The sequence below is a fragment of the Hymenobacter jejuensis genome (genome assembly GCF_006337165.1).
GTDB lineage: Bacteria > Bacteroidota > Bacteroidia > Cytophagales > Hymenobacteraceae > Hymenobacter > Hymenobacter jejuensis.
In genome coordinates this window covers 3,286,827-3,305,896 of record NZ_CP040896.1, presented here as the reverse complement: position 1 = coordinate 3,305,896, position 19,070 = coordinate 3,286,827, and the positions used below count along the sequence as shown (strand labels likewise).

The following is a 19,070-nucleotide window of genomic DNA, read 5'->3' as shown; positions in this document are numbered from 1 at the left end:
TAAAAAGGGCCACCGCGAGCATCGCGGTGGCCCTTTTTGTTGGTAAAATGGCTGGGCTTAGTAGCCTGGGTTTTGCTTCAGATTGGGGTTTACGTCCAATTCGCGCTGCGGAATCGGCAGCACCAATTGTGGCGAGTTATAGGGAAGCGTGCCAACGTTTTCCTTGTTGCGCTTTACGTCGTGGAGGCGGAAGCCCTCGAAGGCCAGCTCTCTGCGGCGCTCCAGCAGGATTTGCGGGAGCGTTACCGCAGTCAGCAGGGTAGCGCCGGCGCGGGCGCGAACCGTATTTACGTCGGCCAGCGGCGTAGCACCTACGGGCGTACCACCCGCGCGGAAGTTGCCTTCGGCGCGCACGAGGTACATTTCTGCCAAACGCATCACTTTAACGTTGCCGTATTGCTGATCGAATTTCAGGGAGTAAGGCGCGTCGAAAAACTCGCCGCGCTCGTCCGTTGGTCCGTACAGGTCGAGGTGCGGCTGTAGCACCTCAATATCACCGCGCTGCGAGCCCGAGAAGTACGAGTTCAGGTTGTCGGTGGTGTTGTCCTGCGAGGTTACCTGCATTGCGAAAACGTCTTCCGAGGTGTTGGTCGTCGTGGTAAACTCATCGGCATAGGAGCTTACCAGCGAGTAACGTCCCGAAGCAATGACGCGGTTAGCAGCAGCGGCAGCATCGGCGAAGCGGCTTTGCTGCAAATACACGCGAGCCAGCATACCAGCGGCGGAAGCTTTGGTAGCAAAGAAGCCGTTGGAAGCCGGAATTTTAGCTTCGGCATCCTGAAAGTCCTTTATTACCTGAGCATAGACTTCGGCCACCGTATTGCGTGGTACCTGCACAGAAGCGTCAAGCTGCTTGGTTGGAGTCAGCACCAACGGCACACCTAGGTTAGACTGTGGACTACCATCGTTCCAGTCTTTGCCAAACAAACGAACCAGCTCAAAGTGCATGGCTGCGCGCAGGAACTTGGCTTCGCCTTCTACGCGGTCTTTACGTGAAGCAGTAACCTTGTCAAGATTAGCCAACACGTTGTTGGCAATGTTGATGGTGTTGTAAGCATTGTTCCAAACGCCGGCCACAAACGAATTGTTGACCAATACCGATTTCTGGAAGAACTGACGCGGCTGCACGTACGTGCCCACAAAGTCAATTTCGCCGTTATCGGCCAGCAATTCCGAAATGAAGGGGATGTTGCCCACGTACAAATCATTGTCGCTGAGGCCGTCGTAAGCGCCTACCAAAGCGGCTTCCACATCGGCGGATGTGTTGAGGGCATTGGCAGCGTCTATGGAGTCCTTGGGGTTGATGTCCAGCTTTTTGTCGCAGCTGGCCAGCGGTACCGTTAGCAGCAGCGAGGCTACCGCTAGAGAATGAAATATCTTCTTCATGTTATCGATTCGAAGTAGAAAGTGTCAGAACACATTGATTTCTGGCAAAAGTCCGACGGACTTTTAGAAACCAATGTTGACGCCAATCGTGTAAGTTTTGGCCTGCGGAGCCGAGTAGAAATCGTTTCCTTGCGAAATGTTGCCAGCCAAGTAGTCGGCGTTCACTTCGGGGTCCCAGCCTTTGTAATCCGTAAACGTCAGCAGGTTCACACCGCTCACGTAAATGCGAGTAGACTGCAGGTGGGCGGCCTTAACAAGCGAAGAAGGCAGATTGTAGCCCAGCGTCACGGTCTTGAGGCGAACGTAGGAGCCGTCAGAGATGTAACGCGACGATTCGCCTACCCCCGCCGTACCGTTGGGGTCAAAGAATACGGGCTTGGGCACGTTGGTGATATCACCAGGCTTCCGCCAACGCTTCAACTGATCCTTGGTCTGGTTGTCGTAGCCGTTGCTGGCGTTAGCCGACTGGAATTTGCCACCGCCATCGTAGATGTCGTTGCCGAATACACCTTGGAAGGTAAAGCTGAAGTCGATGCCCTTAAAACCGAAGGTGTTGGTTACACCACCCGTCCACTTGGGGTTAGGGTTACCGATGATTACGCGCTGAGCAGCGTCGTAATCGTTGGTCTTGGTGCGATCAAGGCTGCCATCGGCATTCGGGGTGTTCAGGTAAAACAGGGCGTCACCGTTAGCAGGATCTACGCCGGCATACTCCTTACCGAAGAACACGCCGATAGGCTGGCCTTCAACAGCGCGGTTCAGGAAGCCACCTTCAATCACCTGCCCTTGTAAGTTGGTGATTTTGTTGCGGTTAGTAGAAGCGTTGATGCTGGTATTCCAAGTGAATGCACCTTCTAGGTTGCGCGTGTTCACCACGAATTCGGCGCCTTTGTTATTCAGGTTACCAACGTTGCGGAACTGCCGCGTGAAACCGCTGGTAGCGGGCACGTTTACGAACAGGGCCAAATCCTTCGTTTTCTTCTGGTAGATATCTACCTCACCGCTGATGCGACCGCCCAAGAAGCCAAATTCCAGACCGGCATCGGCCTGAGCAGTGGTTTCCCATTTCAGATCAGGGTTACCGATCTGCGTAGGAGCCTGACCGGGTACGCCGGCGTAGGCAGCTGGGCCATACAGGTTGCGCGACACAAAGTCACCGAAGTCTTGGTTACCCGTGATGCCGTAGCTGACGCGAGGCTTCAGGAAAGACAGGATAGTTTGGTCTTTCATAAAGTCTTCCTCCGTGATCACCCAGCCTACTGAAGCAGCTGGGAAATAGCCATAGCGCTTGTTCACTCCAAAACGCGACGAACCATCGGCGCGGAAGCTTGCGCTAACCAAGTACTTGTTGGCAAAAGCATAGTTTACGCGGCCGAAGTAAGACAGCAAAGCGCTGCTTGTTTCGTTCGTAGAGCCGGCATTAATAATGGCCGCACCTGAGATCTTGGTGTAGGCATCGCTGGGAAACTGCTGACCCGATACGCTGCTTGTCTTAAGCTTACGCTCTTCGTAAGCCATACCACCAACGACTTCGAGTGAGTGATTCTCAGCGAAAGTCTTGCGGTAAGTGAGGTAGTTGTTGGTCGTATAGCGGCCGTTGATTACTCGACGGTTGAAAGCATCGCCGTTGTTGGGGCCGCTGTTGCGGTACGTGATCCGGCCATAATAGGCATCCTCATCCTGGTTCAACAGGTCGATTCCAAGTTCGCTGCGGAATGTCAAGCCAGGTACAAATTCGTATTGGGCAAATGCGTTACCGAGGCTGCGGTACGTAGTAGCTACGTAGCTCTGGCCGATGTAGCTCAGGATCGGGTTGTAGTAAACCGGATAGTTGATGTTGGGCAAGCCGGTAGCCAGATCGAGAGCGCCGCTGGCTAGGCCAGTACGTGGGTCGATCAGCGGCGTGATGGGCGACAGCGCCACTATCTGAATAGGTGTGCTGAAAGCGTTGTCGTTCGAAATACGGTTGTTGCGCGTACGACTCAAGCCAAAGTTCAGGCCCATGGTCAGGCGTTCAGTTGCCTTATGGTCGAGGTTTACCCGAGCACTGATCTTCTCAAACTTGTTGCCGATAATAATGCCTTTCTGGTCGCTATAAAGGCCCGACACGAAGTAGCGAGTCTTATCATTGCCACCGCTCGTGCTCAGGTCATACTGGCTGAAGGGAGCACGCTGGAAAGCTTCTTTCTGCCAATCAACGTTGACAGCACCGGTTTTGTAGTCGTCGTTGCCAGCCGAATAGCGGCGTAGGCGAGCCTCAACGGTGTTAGCTAGGTACGAAGCGCTGCGGTTTGCACCGGCCTCACGGATGAGCTCTACGTATTCTTGGGCATTCAAGAAATCCTTGAGGTGGGTAGGCTCACTTAGGCCTGTTTGGTAGCCTAAAGTGAAGTTTGTTCCACCGGCCTTACCACGCTTGGTGGTAATCAGCACAACACCGTTAGATGCCCGCGAACCGTAAATAGCTGATGCTGAGGCATCTTTCAGAATGCTGATGCTCTCAATATCGTTTGGGTTCAGGTCGGCAATCGGGTTGGTTGCAGCAGAAGTACCCGATTGGTTTTCCGAAATGATCGGAATGCCGTCTACAACGTACAGCGGCTGCGTGCCACCGCTCACGGAGCTTGTTCCGCGCACCCGCACTTTGATGCCCTGGCCCAGCTTGCCGCTGCTGTTTTCGATGAAAACGCCGGCCGCTTTGCCCTGAATAGCTTGTTCGAAGCTCGGTACGGGTGCATTCTGCACCTCACGTCCCGATACTTGCGTGATAGCACCCGTCAAGTCAGCTTTCGATTGGGTACCATAACCTACCACTACTGCCTCACTGAGCAGTACGTCGTTGGTCTTTAAAGTAATGTCGACGGTCGAACGATTGCCGACCACAACGTTTTGGGTGGTGTACCCAATTGAGCTTACTACTAAGGTTGCATTAGGCTGAACAGTGAGCGAAAACTCGCCGCTAGCGTTGGTGCTGGCGCCGTTGGTAGTGCCTTTCTCCAGCACTGTTACCCCAGGCAGTCCAGAACCATCGGCTCCGGTTACGTGACCACTTACTGTCCTGGTCTGGGCCCACGCCGCTGTCGCCAGCAACAGGAACCACACAAGGGTGAGTAGAAATTTTTGTTTCATTAGAGGTTGACCCACTGGGCCGGTTAGAGTGAAAAATGCCGGACTGAGATTTTGATGCAAAACAGAATGAAGGTTTTGCATCCTGACCGGTAAAACAAGGGAGTGTCGGCCTAAAGCTGCAACTGGCCGACTACAAATTAAATTAAAAGCAGGTTTGATGGTTTAACCTAGCTAAATAAAATGAGATATAACTAAGGTTAAATAGGAGGTTTCGCTAGTTACAAATAGTCAAAAAGCAGCCTTATGCAACAGAAAGGCACTTTTTCAACAACAATGCTTTAGACAAAACAGGGAAATAATTTATTTCAAATCGAATGCTCATCTGGCCGTAAAATCCAGTGCAAACGTTTCTTGAATAATCACTTATAGCTATGCGCTGATGCTGAATTAGCTTGCATCCAAGTAAATCCGGCACGGTCAGCAACCAGGTAGCTGTAAATTCAAGGAGCGGTTTGCAGAGGGTTGAGCTACTTAAATAAGTGACTGCGCGGGCTCCATTTGTACTCAGCCCATGGCTTAATGGGATGCAACACGAACCCGATTGCATTCTCCCGCCGTAACTGCATACCTTTACCCTCACAGAACCTTCTGCGTCCAGCCGCTTTCAACAGCCTTTTTTCTGCAGTTCCTCTTATTTAATGGCTAATATTCAATACCTAACGACGCCCGCTGCCATTGAGCACGTTGCCGGAATTTTAGGCTCTAAACCGCGTTTAGGAGTTGATTTAGAGTTCGACGACATGCGCCACCGCTACGGGCGCAACTTGGCTTTAATTCAGATTTTCGACGGCACTGAAGTTTACCTTCTCGATCCTATTCCGCTTACCAACCCGGCCCACGAGCTGGAGCCAATTTGGGCTTTGTTGCGCAACCCAGCTATCGAGAAGGTATTTCACAGCTGCAAATCCGACATTCTGCTGCTCGATGAGCTATTCGGCGTGCATGTGCGCACCATCACCGATACCAGCGTGCAGTATACCTTACTGGGTGAATCGGACAACAACATTTCCTTGGGCCGCCTGATACAGAGCGAGTTAGGGATTGAAGTAGATAAGGGCGAACAGAAATCCAACTGGCTGAAGCGCCCGCTTACCGAAGCGCAGAAGCTGTACGCAGCCAACGACGTGCTGTATTTGTTTGAGCTAGCCGATCGCCTCAGCGAAAAGCTAGCGGCCCTGGGCCGCACGCAGTGGGCCAACGAAGAAAATGCAGCGCTCGAAGACGTTCGTTATACCCGCGACGAACGGCCGTACCTGCGAATTGCGGGCAAATACCGCATTCAGCCCAACGAGCTGCCGCTGTTCCGCGATTTGTATCTGCTTCGCGATCAGTTGGCTAAGGAGCTGGACCGGCCGCCCTATATGGTTTTTGCCAACGATCGCTTGTCGGAGCTGGTGCGCGATACGCCCCGCAGCGCCAACGATTGGAAGGCCGCCCGCGGCTTGCACCCAGAGCTGAAGCGCATGCCCTACCTCGACCAACTGGCGGCGCTTTCGCCCGACAATTTCGTTGCGGTTCCCGAGCCTACCCCGCCTGCCGAGCAGCGCCGTTTTCCGTTCCGACGACGCCTCAACGGCGACAAAGCGGCTCGGGCCGATGCCCGCGAGCAACTTCTGCTTACGCTGAAGACGCACATTACCAACGACATAAACGGCTACGTGGCCAACTTGGTGCTTTCCAACCGCTTGGTGGCCGATATCATCGAGTTGGGCGCCGAGCAAGTGCTGCGCCCGTGGCAGAAAACCATTCTGCGCGAAACCGCCGAGCGTCACAACCTAGATTATGGTTCGTTGGCAGATCCGTTTGTTTGAACCACGGCTTGGAGCGGAGGAGCCGGATTTCACGGATCTTGTAGAAGAGTTGGCTCATCCTATAAGCGCTTGATAACCAGATATTTACAAAAAATCCCACTGTATATGCAGCGGGCTTTTTTGCTGTTCAAGTCTTATCAAAGGGCATGAGCGAAGAACCCAAAACGTCCACAAAATCCGTAAAATCCAACTCCTCCGCCCCAAGCCGTGGTTCAGGTAGAAAATTGTGCTTCTTCCGTAGAGCCAACCAACGCGGCAGTGCTGGCTTTGCCGGCTGAAACTATGTGCTGGACAGCATCGAAATAGCCCGTACCGACAAATGCCTGGTGCTTTATGGCTTTGAAACCGTGCTTTTGCAGAGCAAACTCCCGTTCCTGAAGCTCGGAATAGCCCGCCATGCCGCGTTCGCGGTAGGCCTGCGCCAACTCGAACATGCTGGTATTGAGCGCATGAAAGCCTGCCAACGTGATAAACTGAAATTTGTAGCCCATTGCGGCTAGCTCTTCCCGGAAGGTTTCCATTTGCTCTTTGCTCAGCTTGGAGGCCCAATTGAAAGACGGTGAGCAATTGTAAGCCAGCAACTTACCGGGATATTTGGCGTGAATGCCTTCGGCAAAGTCGCGGGCCTGCTGCAAATCGGGGTGTGACGTTTCCATCCAGATCAGGTCGGCGTAGGGTGCGTAAGCCAGCCCCCGCGCAATGCAGGCTTCGACGCACGGCCGAACGCGGTAGAAACCTTCGCTGGTGCGGGTAGCGTCGATGACAAAAGGCAGATCGCGCTCGTCGATGTCCGAAGTCAGGAGGTCGGCGGCGTCGGCATCGGTGCGGGCTACGATGAGTGTGGGGACGTCCAGTACATCGGCAGCCAAGCGGGCCGCAACCAATTTATTTACAGCCTCTTGCGTAGGCACTAGCACTTTGCCGCCGAGGTGGCCGCATTTTTTGGCCGACGAAAGCTGATCTTCAAAATGCACGCCCGCGGCCCCGGCTTCGATCATCATTTTCATCAACTCAAACGCGTTGAGATTGCCTCCAAAGCCCGCTTCCGCATCGGCCACGATAGGCACCAGCCAGTGCACATTGCCGTCCCCGGTCAGGGTCTGGATCTGATCGGCGCGGAGCAGGGCGTTGTTGATGCGCAGCACCACGTTGGGTACGCTGTCCGAAGGATACAGGCTTTGATCGGGGTACATCTGGCCGGCAAGATTGGCGTCGGCCGCTACCTGCCAGCCACTGAGGTAGATGGCGTTGAGGCCGGCCTGCACTTCCTGCACCGCCTGATTGCCGGTCAGGGCCCCTAACCCAGCCACATACGGCTCCGAATGCAGTAATCGCCACAGCCGCTCGGCTCCTTGGCGGGCCAGCGAATACTCAATCTTGACGGAGCCTTGCAGCTTCACTACGTCTTCGGGAGCGTATGGCCGCTCAATTCCAGACCAGCGTGGATTATGGGACCAGTCGTGCGCAATAGCAGCGATTCGTTCGTGCTTGTTCATGAGGAAAAGAAGTTAAGGTTGGTTTAGCTGTAAATCATAAATACCTCACAGCCAATTATTTATATTAAATAGCATATCTACACCAAAGACAATAGTCGACCGCCAGACATAACGCCTGTCAGCAAAAAGCCAGAAAAACATGACCGGAAGATGCCTCCGAATGCGGCTTACCCTAGTTGCTCGTAGGCCGGCAGCGTCAGGAATTCCGTGAACTGCGGATTGACCACCAACTGGTCGAACAGCCGGGCGGCTTGCTCGTAATGGCCCATATCGTAGCGGGCCTCCCCTACCAGATCGCGGATTTTGTGCAGCTGACCGGGCACAAGCGAACGGTACAGCTCCACCGTTACGGGGCGGCCGTCGGCGAGCCTCGTATTAGGCGTATGAATCCATTGCCACACCTGCGCCCGCGAGATTTCGGCCGTTGCGGCGTCTTCCATCAGGTTGTAGATGGGTACGCAGCCGTTGCCGCCCAACCACGCTTCGAGGTACTGGATGGCCACATCAATGTTGAGCTTCAGGCCTTCTTCGGTGATGCGGCCTTCGGGCGCCCGCACCAGATCGGCAGCGGTTACGTGTACGTCTTCGCGCTTGCGATCAATTTGGTTGGCGCTGGGCATCAGCTCATTAAACACGCCCAGCGCCACCGGCACCAACCCCGGATGTGCGACCCAGGTGCCGTCGTGGCCGTTTTGGGCCTCGCGCACCTTGTCCTGCCGGACTTTTCCCAGCGCGGCTTCGTTGGCTTCAGGGTTATCTTTGATGGGAATTTGAGCGGCCATGCCCCCGATGGCGTGCACGCCGCGGCGGTGGCAAGTCTGGATGACGAGCTGTGAGTAAGCCGCCATAAAGGGCACCGTCATGGTGACGTCGGCGCGGTTGGGCAAGCGAAACTCTGGCTTCGCACCAAGCCGCTTGATGTAGGAGAAAATATAATCCCAACGGCCGCAGTTCAGGCCCGCGGAATGTTCGCGCAGCTCATATAGGATCTCGTTGAGTTCAAACGCCGCCGGCAACGTCTCGATTAGCACCGTGGCTTTGATTACGCATTTCGGCATTTTCAGCGACCACTGCGCGAAGCCAAACACGTCGTTCCAGAGCCGCGCTTCGAGGTGGCTCTCAATTTTGGGCAGGTAATAGTAAGGTCCGCTACCGCGAGCGCACAACTCGTGGGCGTTATGGAAAAAGTAAAGGCCAAAATCAAACAGCGAAGCGCTAATGGGCTCGCCATCCACAAGCACATGACGCTCAAGCAGATGCCAGCCACGCGGCCGCACCATCAGTACGGCGGTTTCGTCGTTGAGCTTATATTCTTTGGTGGGCGTGCTGAGCGAGATCGTGCGCCGGACAGCATCGCGCAGGTTGCGCTGCCCTTCGATCACATTGCTCCACGTGGGGCAGTTAGAATCCTCCAGATCGGCCATGAATACCTTCGCGCCCGAGTTCATCGCGTTGATGATCATCTTGCGGTCCGTAGGGCCCGTAATTTCTACCCGCCGGTCCAGCAAGTCTTTCGGCACGGGCGATACAGTCCATTCCTTATCCCGAATTAGCTGAGTTTCAGGCAGGAAATCAGGCAGCACGCCGGCTTCAAATTGCTGCTGCCGCAACGTACGCCGTGCCAACAGCTGCTTGCGCGTACCATCAAAACGTCGGTGCAGTTCGGCAATAAAAGCGAGCGCCGAGGGCGTCAGAATCTCCGCAAACTCGGAAGTGAACTCACCCAGCACTTTCACCCGATCAGGCGTAAGGTATTTGGGCTTGGGAACTAGCGTGTGGGGTTCGGCAAACTTCATAGCGCTGAGGGTTAGGGTGATAGAAGCTGTATAACCAAATATATAACAGCGAATATTTATTAACAAGCGAATTTTCGCTAATAATTATTAATCGCTGTTTCAACGTAGATTTGCAGGATTTTTTATCCGTCTTTCGTGTTGACTTGACGAAATCCTAGTTCTTTGTGGACTTCCTCATGCTTCGCCCTTCCTATTGCTGCATATGCTAAGTCACGGTCAGGTTGTCCGGTTAATATTTGGACTAAAACTGCGCGAACTGCGCCAGGAACGTGGTTTTACGCCGGCCGAGCTGGCACGCGCCTGCGATGTTTCGGTTTCGTATCTCAACGAGATTGAGAAAGGGAAAAAATACCCTAAAGCCGATAAGATCCTGAGCCTAAGCAAGGTACTAGGTGTGACGTATGATCAGCTTACCTCGCTGACCTTAAGCCGCCGCCTAGCGCCTATCTCTGAATTGCTCCAGTCGGATTTGCTGAAGGAGTTTCCGCTGGAGATGTTTGGGCTCGACCCCACACGCATCGTGGAGCTGATTGCCGACGCGCCGGCCAAGATGAATGCCTTCATCAGCACCCTTTTTGAGATCGCCCGCAACTACGAAATGCGGCAGGAAAACTTCTTTCTGGCAGCGCTGCGCTCGTATCAGGAGATGTGCGACAACTATTTTGAGGAGTTGGAGCAGGACGTGCGCACCTTCACCGTCGAGCAAAATATCACGACCACTGCCCCTTTCGACACCACACAGCTGGAACGGGTGCTGGTAGAAAAATACGGCTACAAGCTAGACCGCGAAACACTAGGGCAATACACCAATCTGGGGCGTTTGCGCTCGGTATACCAGCCCAAAACCAAATGCCTATTGCTCAGGCCGGGCCTTTCGGGCACGCAGCAAGCGTTTGTGTTGGGCCGCGAGGTGGCGTTTAACTACCTAAACCTCAAGGAGCGGCCTTATGTAAACGCCAACTTTCCCATTCGCTCCTTCGACGAAGTGCTCAATAACTTCAAGGCTTCCTATTTCGCCGGCGCGTTGCTGATGGAGGAAGAAACGCTGGTGCGGGACTTGCAGAAGTTTTTCGCCAACAAAAAATGGGCGCCCACGCAGCTGCTGGATTTGATTACCAAGTATGACGTGTCGCCGGAGATGTTTATGCAGCGTGTTACCAACCTGCTGCCGCGGCATTTTGGGTTGCAAAGCATGTTTTTTCTGCGTTTCGACCAAGCAACGGCCGCCAACGATTTCGTGCTGACCAAGGAGCTGCACATTTCGCGCTTGCACAATCCGCACGGCAACGAACTCCACGAGCATTATTGCCGCCGCTGGATTTCGCTGCGCCTGATTCAGGAGCTCCGCCAACAGCCGGCTACTACCGGCCCCAACATTGCGCTGGGCGCCCAACATTCGCGCTATTACGGCACTAATAACGAATACCTCTGCCTTACTCTGGCCCGCGCTCGCACCGCCACCGAACCAGCCGTAAGCGTGACTGTTGGCTTGCTGTGCGATGACGCTCTGCGTCAGAAGGTTAAGTTCATCAGTGATCCGGCCATTCCGCTGAAAGTAGTGAACGAAACCTGCGAGCGCTGCCCCATTCCCGACTGCGAAGTGCGCTCGGCGCCGCCTGTTGAAATAGAGCGCCAAGAGCGCCAGTTGGAACTGGAAGAAGCTGTCGCGGCTTTGGTAAACGGCGATTGACGCCGCCAACCGCTTTTTTGCCGACTCAAATTTCAGGGAATGCCTCAAGTTTTGCGCCCCAAATCGTCTTCTGCTCGCCTGCGTCGCCGTGTTATCAAAGCGCTGTTGCTGGTTGTGCTGCTCGTGGGCGCGATTGCGCTGTATGGGGCGTGGCGCGTGCTGTGGAAACCCAATGTAACGCCTTCTCCGTTCGGGCCGGCGTACCTGTACATCCGCACCGGCGCTTCGTTTGATGACGTCATGCAATCCATTGAGCGCCAAGACTTATTGCTTGAACCCGAAACATTTTTCTGGCTGGCGCAACAACGCGATTACCCGCAGCACGTTCGGCCGGGCCGTTATTTGCTGAACTTCGAAGAGAGCAATTCTGACTTAGTCAGTAAACTTCTGGCTGGTCAGCAGGATACCGTTGATTTTACGCTGGATGCGTTCAAATACAAGCCCCAACTGGCTCGTCAGATCGCACGCCAGCTCGAAGCCGATTCGGGGAGCTTACGCCAGCTTCTGCAAGACAACACCTTTCTACAGCAACGGTATCATCTGGACACTACGACTATATTAACGCTCTTTCTACCAGGCGCTTACAAACTAGTCTGGAATACGTCGGCGCGGCAGTTTCTCGATTCGGCGGCGGCCATGCACCGGCGCTTTTGGACGCCTTTACGGCGCCAACGCGCCGACTCGCTGGGGCTTTCGCCTACGCAAGTGCATGTATTGGCCAGCATCGTGCAGCGCGAAACCGCCAAGCCCGAAGACAAACCGCTAATCGCGGGTGTGTACCTCAATCGGCTGCGCACGGGCATGCGTTTGCAAGCCGACCCAACGTTGCTTTGGGCCATCGGCAACTTCGGCGTGAAACGTGTGCTGAACAAGGACAAGCTGGTCGATTCGCCCTATAACACCTACAAAAACAAGGGATTACCGCCGGGGCCCATCACGTCGGCCAACCGCCAGAGCCTCGACGCGGTGCTTAAGCCAACGGCGCACAAATACTTTTTCTTCTGCGCCCGCCCCGACCATAGCGGCTTTTCAGACTTCGCCGAAACTTTCGCCATTCACAAGCAGAATGCGCGGAAATATCAACACATGCTGGACAGTTTGAAGATCAAACGATAATATAAAACACTGATTATCAATATATTATAAATCTATAACTGTAACAACCGCAGTTGTAGCGAATCCTGCTTGGCGGCTCGCTGGATGGCGAGGGTTTCTTCATAGCCTAAACCCGTGAACTCGGAGTGCTCCAAAAAAAGCAAGGGCGAGGTTAAGATGGGCTCCGACCAAGCGGCGACCGGCTTTTGCTTGCGAAGGCCTTGGAAGTGCCGGATACCAGCGACGCGCCAATACGCGTCGAGCAGCACGTAGCGGTAGCCGCGCTTGTACAGGGGCGCCACTTGCCGCTCATCCGTAATGACGATTACAGAGTCGGGCGCTACGTACGGGACAATCTGTTGGCCAACCGTGCTGACAAGTGCTTCGGCTTTATGTGCCTTCAGCCAAGCCGCCGCTTTTGGGTAATTGCTTGGTGTATAGGCATATACTTCGCGCTGAATACGAAAAAGGTTAAGCGCCACAGCTAGCAGGACAGCCACCAGTTTGATCACCACCCGCGTGCGAGTAAGACGCAGCAAACACAGATACGCCAACACGGCAAAGAGGCCGTACGCAAACAGCAGCCCCCGCGGTGCCTTCAACAGCAACGACATCCCGCCCAACAGGCAATACGCCCACACGGCCAGGTAAACTAACAGATTGGGGCGGCGCAGGCCCGTCCAGATCTCGCGCCCGAACACCAACGGGAAAAACACAATCCCGAGCAGCAACGGCAGCTCAAAGTCGATTAGGAACCAGAAGTAGTAGAGCAGGTCCAGCCGCACATTGCCTGTACGCCCCGCTGCGTTGATGGCCGACGGGAACAGAACAGCATAATACGTTGCTGGCCAACGGTATATGGGTAGCCCAACGGCCCAGCCCAGCAAACCCAGCACCAGGTAAGGCGAGGCCAGGATCAACAACAGCCGCCACAGGTTTTTCTGCCGAAACAGCAGCTTATCGTTGCACAGCAGCTCCAAAACCGCCAAAATCGGCAGCGTCAGCAGGAATTTATAGTTCACGCACAACCCGAGTGCCAGCCAGACGACGGCTTTGAGCAACGCACTTTGCGAAGGCTCTGTAACTCGTTGATAGTAAGTACGCAGCAAGCCTACAAATACCAATAGACTCAGGGAGCCCATTGTAAAGTCGCGGGATGAAAAAGTGGGGAATACCGCCGTGCCCACAAGCAGCGCCATCAGGGCCAAATCGGGTCCTTGCAAGTCCAGTTCGCGCCCGATAAATGCTACCAGCCAGCCAACTGCCAGCACCGAAATCATCACGTTGAGGTACTGGAACCAATGAAAATCGGGGTGCAGAGCCGCCACCGGCGCAAACACGATGAAAAATCCGGGGCTGGCGTGGTGAAACAAGTTCTGGAGCCGGCCTTGCGCTATCTCATGGACAATCTGCCAGTTACGCACCGAATCGTAGTCGGGCAACGATGCCTGCGGCAACTTGTACAGGCGCACGACCATGACCAGGAGCAGCGCCGTCCAGAGCCAGAACAAGGAGTTTGTTGTTAGTTTGTCGTTTCCCGTGGCCTGCATTGCTATTTTGCCCGCTTGTAAGGCGTTGCGAAGTATAAAAAGAGCTGTCTCACTCACGCGTTGCAGAGCCGACGTGTGCTTCTTCCCTCCAAATATCCTGTATGCGAGTCGTTATTCAACGCGTCAGCGAAGCAAGTGTCACCGTTGAAGGCCGCATCACGGGCCATATTGGGCCGGGGCTGCTAGTTCTGGCCGGCTTTTCTCCCGACGACGACACCCGCTCCCTCGACTGGATTGCCCGCAAGCTGGTGCAGCTCCGCATCTTCGGGGATGCGGAAGGCAAAATGAACTGCAGCGTGCAGGATGTGGGCGGCCAGGTGCTGGTAGTCAGCCAGTTCACGCTGCTGGCCGACGCCCGCAAGGGCAACCGCCCCAGCTACATCGGGGCTGCGCCGCCGCCGGTGGCCATTCCGCTCTATCAGCAGTTTGTGCAGATGCTGGAAACCTTGCTGGGTCAGCCAGTACCGACCGGCGAGTTTGGTGCCGACATGAAGGTGAGCTTGCTCAACGACGGGCCCGTGACCATTGTACTGGACTCGCCATCAGCTTGAGATTTAGCATACAACATATTGATAATCAAGTATTTAGCAATACAGGTTTTATGACCATCCAAGAAGCTCAACAGACTGTCGATCAGTGGATTACGACCACCGGAGTTCGTTATTTCAACGAGCTTACCAACATGGCTATTCTCACGGAAGAAGTGGGCGAAGTGGCGCGCATCATTTCCCGGCAGTACGGCGAGCAGTCGTTTAAGGCCTCTGACCGCGATCGGGTTCTAGGTGATGAGTTGGCCGACGTGCTGTTCGTGGTGATTTGCCTGGCCAACCAAACCGGAGTGGATCTGACGGAGGCGCTCGAACGCAATCTGGCCAAGAAAACCATCCGCGACGCCGACCGCCACCGCAACAACGACAAGCTCAAAAGCTCGGAAGGCTAAAATAGCCTCTTGTTGAGCCGAAGCACTTATTTTTCGGCCACCACCAAGCGCCCATCATGCCAGATCGGGACAAGGTTGTATTCGTTCAGCTGGACGCAAAATTCCATGTCCTGATTGGCTTCCAGACTGTTGAGGCGGCGGACGTGGGACGACTGGAGTAGATACCCCGCTAGATCGGGCTTTGCTTGTTGCCAGAGGTGGTGCGCCGCCAGCGTCGCGTCGCTGCTTGTCACGTCGAAGTCGGCTTGCAGCAATTCGGCCAGGGCACCGCCAAAAACGGTATCCTCCAGGTTAAATTTCCCCTTCCAGCCCGCGCACACGACCACAGCATCTTTTCCGGTGCGCCGCAAAAACGCCGCAACGGCTTCCAGATTCAGAAAAGCGCCCAGAATGACTGCATCAGCACTGAGTGAGCGGTGAATGGCCGTGGTGCCGTTGGTGGTGGTAATGGCCACGGCGCGCCCTCGTACTGCCACCACGCCGTCTAGATAGCCAAAGGGCGAGTTGCCCAAATCAAAGCCTTCTGCCTGCCGGCCGTCACGCTCCGCAGCGGTGAGGTGGCCTTGCTCCAAGCCGAGGCGCCGGCAATCGTCCAGCTCACTGACCGGCACAATGTGCGTCACGCCCGCCGCAAACGCCGTAACCATAGAAGAGGTAGCGCGCAGAATATCAACGACTACCGCTACGCGACCGCGCAAGTCATAGAGCGGCAATAGCTCCGGCGTGAAGCAAATATCAAGAGAAGGCATCTGGGGTATCAAGTAGATGAGTCTATAAAAATGTCCGTCATCCGGAGCGTGAGCCAAAGACCTCTATTGCAGTGAATACTACGTGTATAGAAGTCCTTCGCTCACGCTCCGGATGACGGACTTGGTGCAACAGCTGCACCCTTATGATTTTGGTTATTCCGTGCCTTTTACAAAAGGCAGCTTGGTGACAGTGGCAGGCAGGTTTTTGCCGCGTACCTGCACAAAAATCTGGCTACCGGGTTGGCTGTACTCGGTTTTTACATAGCCCAAGCCTACGCCTTTGCTCAGGGAAGGCGATTGGGTGCCGGAAGTTACCTCGCCAATCGGCTCGCCGGCCTCGTTGACCAACGGATAATGGCTGCGTGGAATGCCGCCGGAGTCCATCAGAAAACCAACGAGTTTGCGGCTGACACCTTGCTCCTTCTGCTGCTTGATGGCGGCCGAATTGGTAAATTCTTTGGTAAACTTCGTGATCCAGCCCAAGCCGCCTTCCAGCGGCGACGTACTATCGTCGATGTCGTTGCCGTAGAGGCAATACCCCATTTCCAGACGCAAGGTGTCGCGGGCTCCCAAGCCTATCGGCTTGATACCGAACTCTTTACCAGCCAGCATTACTTTATCCCACACCTCGCGCGCCGATTTGTTGGGCACGTACAGCTCAAAGCCACCGGCACCAGTATAGCCTGTAGCTGAAATGATTACGTCTTCGGCGCCGGCAAAAGTGCCTTGCACGAAGGAGTAATACGGAATGCTCTTCAGGTCAACGTCGGTGAGGCTTTGAAGGGCGTCAATTGCTTTCGGGCCTTGCACCGCAAACAGGCTGATCTGGTCTGAAATGTTTTCCATTTCGGCACTTTGCGTGTTGTGCTGGCTGATCCAGTTCCAGTCCTTTTCAATGTTCGAGGCGTTGACGACCAGCAGGTAATCGTTTTCGGCCAGTCGGTACACCAACAAGTCGTCAACGATGCCGCCATCGTTGTTGGGCAGACACGAATACTGGGCCTTGCCGTCGGTGAGCTTGCTGGCGTCGTTGCTGGTCACGCGCTGAATCAGGTCCAGCGCCTGCGGGCCGCGCACCCGAAACTCGCCCATGTGCGACACGTCAAAAATGCCTACCGCCCGGCGCACCGTGTGGTGCTCGTCGAGGTCGGAGGAATACCGCACGGGCATGTTATACCCCGCAAACGGCACCATTTTGGCGCCCAATTGCTGGTGCAAATCGTTGAGGGTAACAGTTTTGAGTTCTTCGGCCATGGGTGGGACTAAGGGTTGGTGAGAAATTATGGCCGGCCGCCGGGCAGTAGATCTCTACCTTTGCGCCTAGGTGTCGGTTTGTGACTGGCCATTCAAGAAGGGCGAAATTAGCCAATAAAACCGGGTGTGCGACGCCACCCTTTTTACGAATAAGCATTGCTTCCCGTGGACTAGATCTTTTGCCGGATCGTTTCGCCGGTTGCTCCGTATAGCTTCGTAGCTACTATGAACGAAGAGTTACAACAAGAATTTCGCACAGTATCGGTAAAGCATCTGCTGTTCAAATCGAAGCTGCGCTCCTTCCTCTACGGCACTGACATTGACGAGGAGCCCATCCGCAACCCGGAGATTTGCGCTTTCGGACAATGGATTCATAATGAGGCACTTATAAAATACGGTCATTTGCCGGAAAGCCGCCAGCTCGATCGGGTGCACCGTGAAATTCATCGCGTGGCCAACCGCCTCATGGATCTGCGCTTACAAGGCCAAACCGAGCAGGCCATTGATGGCTTGCTGGAAGTAGATGCACTGGCTGACCAACTGACGGATTTGTTGCGCCTGATGCAGCAAAAACTCGCGCAGGCGTAGTAACCCTTGTTGCGCCGCGCCGTTGTAGTTGCTGCATGAAGCTCAAGCTTTCTACCAAACTTTTTGCTGGCTTTTTGGCCATTTCGGTGCTGTTTACGGCTGTTGTGGCCATCAACTACCAGCTTTCGCGGCAGGTGCTGCGCAACTCGCAGCGGGTGGCGCAGTCGCAGAACGTGACGGCGGAAGCCACTACGCTCCTACGCAGCATCGTCGATATGGAATCGGGCTTTCGGGGCTATCTGCTGATCGGCAACGAAGCGGTGCTGGTGCCTTATTACGAGGGCGAACGCACCCTGCTGACCAGCTTCAACCACCTGCGCAGCCTGCTCGACAAAGAAGATCCGCAGTACGCGCGCATCATGCGGGCGCAGCACCTGTACCAGCAATGGACGGCGTACTCTCACCTGCTCATCAGCGAAAAACGGGAGGCGCGGTTTCGCGACAAAAACCAGATCGCCATGGACGGCCTGGAGCACCGCAACCTAGCAGAAGACCTGACCGGCAAACGCCTTATCGATCAGATTCGGGTGCTTTTTAATGCTTTCGACCGCGAAGAGCTGACCTCACGCGACAAACAGCGCGCAAAGCTGGCGTCCAGCATTCAGCAAACTCGTTATATCTCAATTGTTATAACCTTGATTACCACAGTATTAGGATTAACGTGGGCTATCTATATTGTCCGGCTTATTTCCCGGCGCATCGACACCATGGTGGCACTGGCCACGCGCATTGCCGATGGCGAGTACACTACCCGCATGCACGATTCGGAAGAAGACGAGCTCAGTGCCCTAACGCTGTCGCTGAACACGATGTCGCGCACCATCGGACGCACCATCAACCAATTGGAGCAGCGCAATAAGGAACTGGACCAGTTTGCCTACGTCGTATCGCACGACTTAAAAGCACCGCTGCGCGGCATTGAGAGTGCTTCGCGCTGGATTGAAGAAGACATGGGCAGCGACGTGCCGGAAGCGATTCAGGAGTTTTTGAAGCTGATGCGCGTGCGCGTGCAGCGGATGGAGCACCTGATCAGCGGAATTCTGGAGCTGGCTCGCGTGGGGCGCGTTACGCAGGTTGCGGAGCGGGTAAATGTGCGGGAATTGCTGCACGAAATCATCGATTCGCTGGCGCCGCCCGAGGGCTTTCAAATAATGCTTCCCTCCTACCTGCCCACGCTTTCGACCACGCGCGTGCAGCTTCAGCAGGTGTTCACCAACCTTATCAGCAACGCCATCAAGTACCACGAGCGCCCCGAAACCGGCGTGGTGCGCATCAAATGCCGGGAGGATCGGCAGCAGTATGTTTTCTCGGTTTCGGATAACGGCCCTGGCATTGCGCCTGAGTACCACGACCGCATTTTTGTCATTTTTCAGACCCTGACGGAGCGCGATACATTCGAAAGCACGGGCATCGGACTGACCATCGTCAAGAAGATTGTGGAGCAGCACGGGGGCACCATTCGGGTTGAATCGGCGGAAGGCCAGGGCGCCACCTTCACCTTTACTTGGGCTAAAGAACACGGCGGCGCCCTAGATCTGCGGCCCCAACAGCCGTTGTCCGCAGCCTAACCCGGCCAAAAGCCGTAT

At 54.9% G+C, this 19,070-nt stretch carries 14 protein-coding genes; 7 read left to right on the top strand and 7 right to left on the bottom strand.

The features are described 5' to 3' along the window. Window positions 1-57: 57 nt before the first annotated feature. Window positions 58-1,386, bottom strand: coding sequence for a RagB/SusD family nutrient uptake outer membrane protein (locus FHG12_RS13740; protein ID WP_139516275.1), 1,329 nt, complete (start codon window positions 1,384-1,386; stop codon window positions 58-60). Between the two features lie 63 nt (window positions 1,387-1,449). Next, window positions 1,450-4,515 (bottom strand): SusC/RagA family TonB-linked outer membrane protein, encoded by a 3,066-nt coding sequence (locus FHG12_RS13735; protein WP_139516274.1) that lies wholly within the window; start codon window positions 4,513-4,515, stop codon window positions 1,450-1,452. A gap of 638 nt (window positions 4,516-5,153) precedes the next feature. On the opposite strand from FHG12_RS13735, the gene FHG12_RS13730 reads away from it, so the two are divergent. Next, complete coding sequence (locus FHG12_RS13730; protein WP_139516273.1) at window positions 5,154-6,326, top strand: ribonuclease D; 1,173 nt, start codon at window positions 5,154-5,156, stop codon at window positions 6,324-6,326. 212 nt (window positions 6,327-6,538) lie between these two features. Here the strand turns inward: FHG12_RS13730 and aceA are convergent, their stop codons facing one another. Further along, window positions 6,539-7,822 (bottom strand): isocitrate lyase, encoded by a 1,284-nt coding sequence (gene aceA, locus FHG12_RS13725; RefSeq protein WP_139516272.1) that lies wholly within the window; start codon window positions 7,820-7,822, stop codon window positions 6,539-6,541. A 167-nt stretch (window positions 7,823-7,989) separates the two neighbouring features. Beyond that, the gene (gene aceB, locus FHG12_RS13720; protein WP_139516271.1) at window positions 7,990-9,618 is read right to left on the bottom strand and encodes a malate synthase A; all 1,629 of its coding nucleotides are present in this window, start codon (window positions 9,616-9,618) and stop codon (window positions 7,990-7,992) included. Between the two features lie 202 nt (window positions 9,619-9,820). Between aceB and FHG12_RS13715 the strand changes: the two genes are divergently transcribed. Together FHG12_RS13715 and mltG are read left to right on the top strand one after the other, a co-directional pair. Continuing rightward, window positions 9,821-11,308, top strand: a complete 1,488-nt coding sequence (locus FHG12_RS13715) for a helix-turn-helix domain-containing protein (protein ID WP_139516270.1) — start codon at window positions 9,821-9,823, stop codon at window positions 11,306-11,308. A gap of 39 nt (window positions 11,309-11,347) precedes the next feature. After that, window positions 11,348-12,424, top strand: a complete 1,077-nt coding sequence (mltG, locus tag FHG12_RS13710; protein WP_139516269.1) for an endolytic transglycosylase MltG — start codon at window positions 11,348-11,350, stop codon at window positions 12,422-12,424. A gap of 32 nt (window positions 12,425-12,456) precedes the next feature. Here the strand turns inward: mltG and FHG12_RS13705 are convergent, their stop codons facing one another. Then, the gene (locus FHG12_RS13705) at window positions 12,457-13,914 is read right to left on the bottom strand and encodes a hypothetical protein (protein WP_139516268.1); all 1,458 of its coding nucleotides are present in this window, start codon (window positions 13,912-13,914) and stop codon (window positions 12,457-12,459) included. 140 nt (window positions 13,915-14,054) lie between these two features. Here FHG12_RS13705 and dtd point away from each other — a divergent pair, with 140 nt between their 5' ends. Both dtd and FHG12_RS13695 read left to right on the top strand, forming a co-directional pair. Continuing rightward, the gene (gene dtd, locus FHG12_RS13700) at window positions 14,055-14,504 is read left to right on the top strand and encodes a D-aminoacyl-tRNA deacylase (protein ID WP_139516267.1); all 450 of its coding nucleotides are present in this window, start codon (window positions 14,055-14,057) and stop codon (window positions 14,502-14,504) included. A gap of 50 nt (window positions 14,505-14,554) precedes the next feature. Then, window positions 14,555-14,893, top strand: a complete 339-nt coding sequence (locus tag FHG12_RS13695) for a nucleotide pyrophosphohydrolase (protein WP_139516266.1) — start codon at window positions 14,555-14,557, stop codon at window positions 14,891-14,893. Window positions 14,894-14,919: 26 nt separating this feature from the next. Here FHG12_RS13695 and FHG12_RS13690 read toward each other — a convergent pair whose 3' ends face one another. Both FHG12_RS13690 and gcvT read right to left on the bottom strand, forming a co-directional pair. Beyond that, window positions 14,920-15,642 (bottom strand): 2-phosphosulfolactate phosphatase, encoded by a 723-nt coding sequence (locus tag FHG12_RS13690; protein WP_139516265.1) that lies wholly within the window; start codon window positions 15,640-15,642, stop codon window positions 14,920-14,922. A gap of 153 nt (window positions 15,643-15,795) precedes the next feature. Further along, window positions 15,796-16,896, bottom strand: coding sequence for a glycine cleavage system aminomethyltransferase GcvT (gene gcvT / locus FHG12_RS13685; RefSeq protein ID WP_139516264.1), 1,101 nt, complete (start codon window positions 16,894-16,896; stop codon window positions 15,796-15,798). A gap of 225 nt (window positions 16,897-17,121) precedes the next feature. Here gcvT and FHG12_RS13680 point away from each other — a divergent pair, with 225 nt between their 5' ends. Further along, a complete protein-coding gene (locus FHG12_RS13680) occupies window positions 17,122-17,484 on the top strand; it encodes a CZB domain-containing protein (RefSeq protein WP_139516263.1) in 363 nt (120 codons plus the stop codon). A gap of 35 nt (window positions 17,485-17,519) precedes the next feature. Further along, window positions 17,520-19,052: a sensor histidine kinase gene (locus FHG12_RS13675; RefSeq protein WP_139516262.1), complete on the top strand. Its 1,533-nt coding sequence runs from the start codon at window positions 17,520-17,522 to the stop codon at window positions 19,050-19,052. Window positions 19,053-19,070 lie beyond the last annotated feature (18 nt).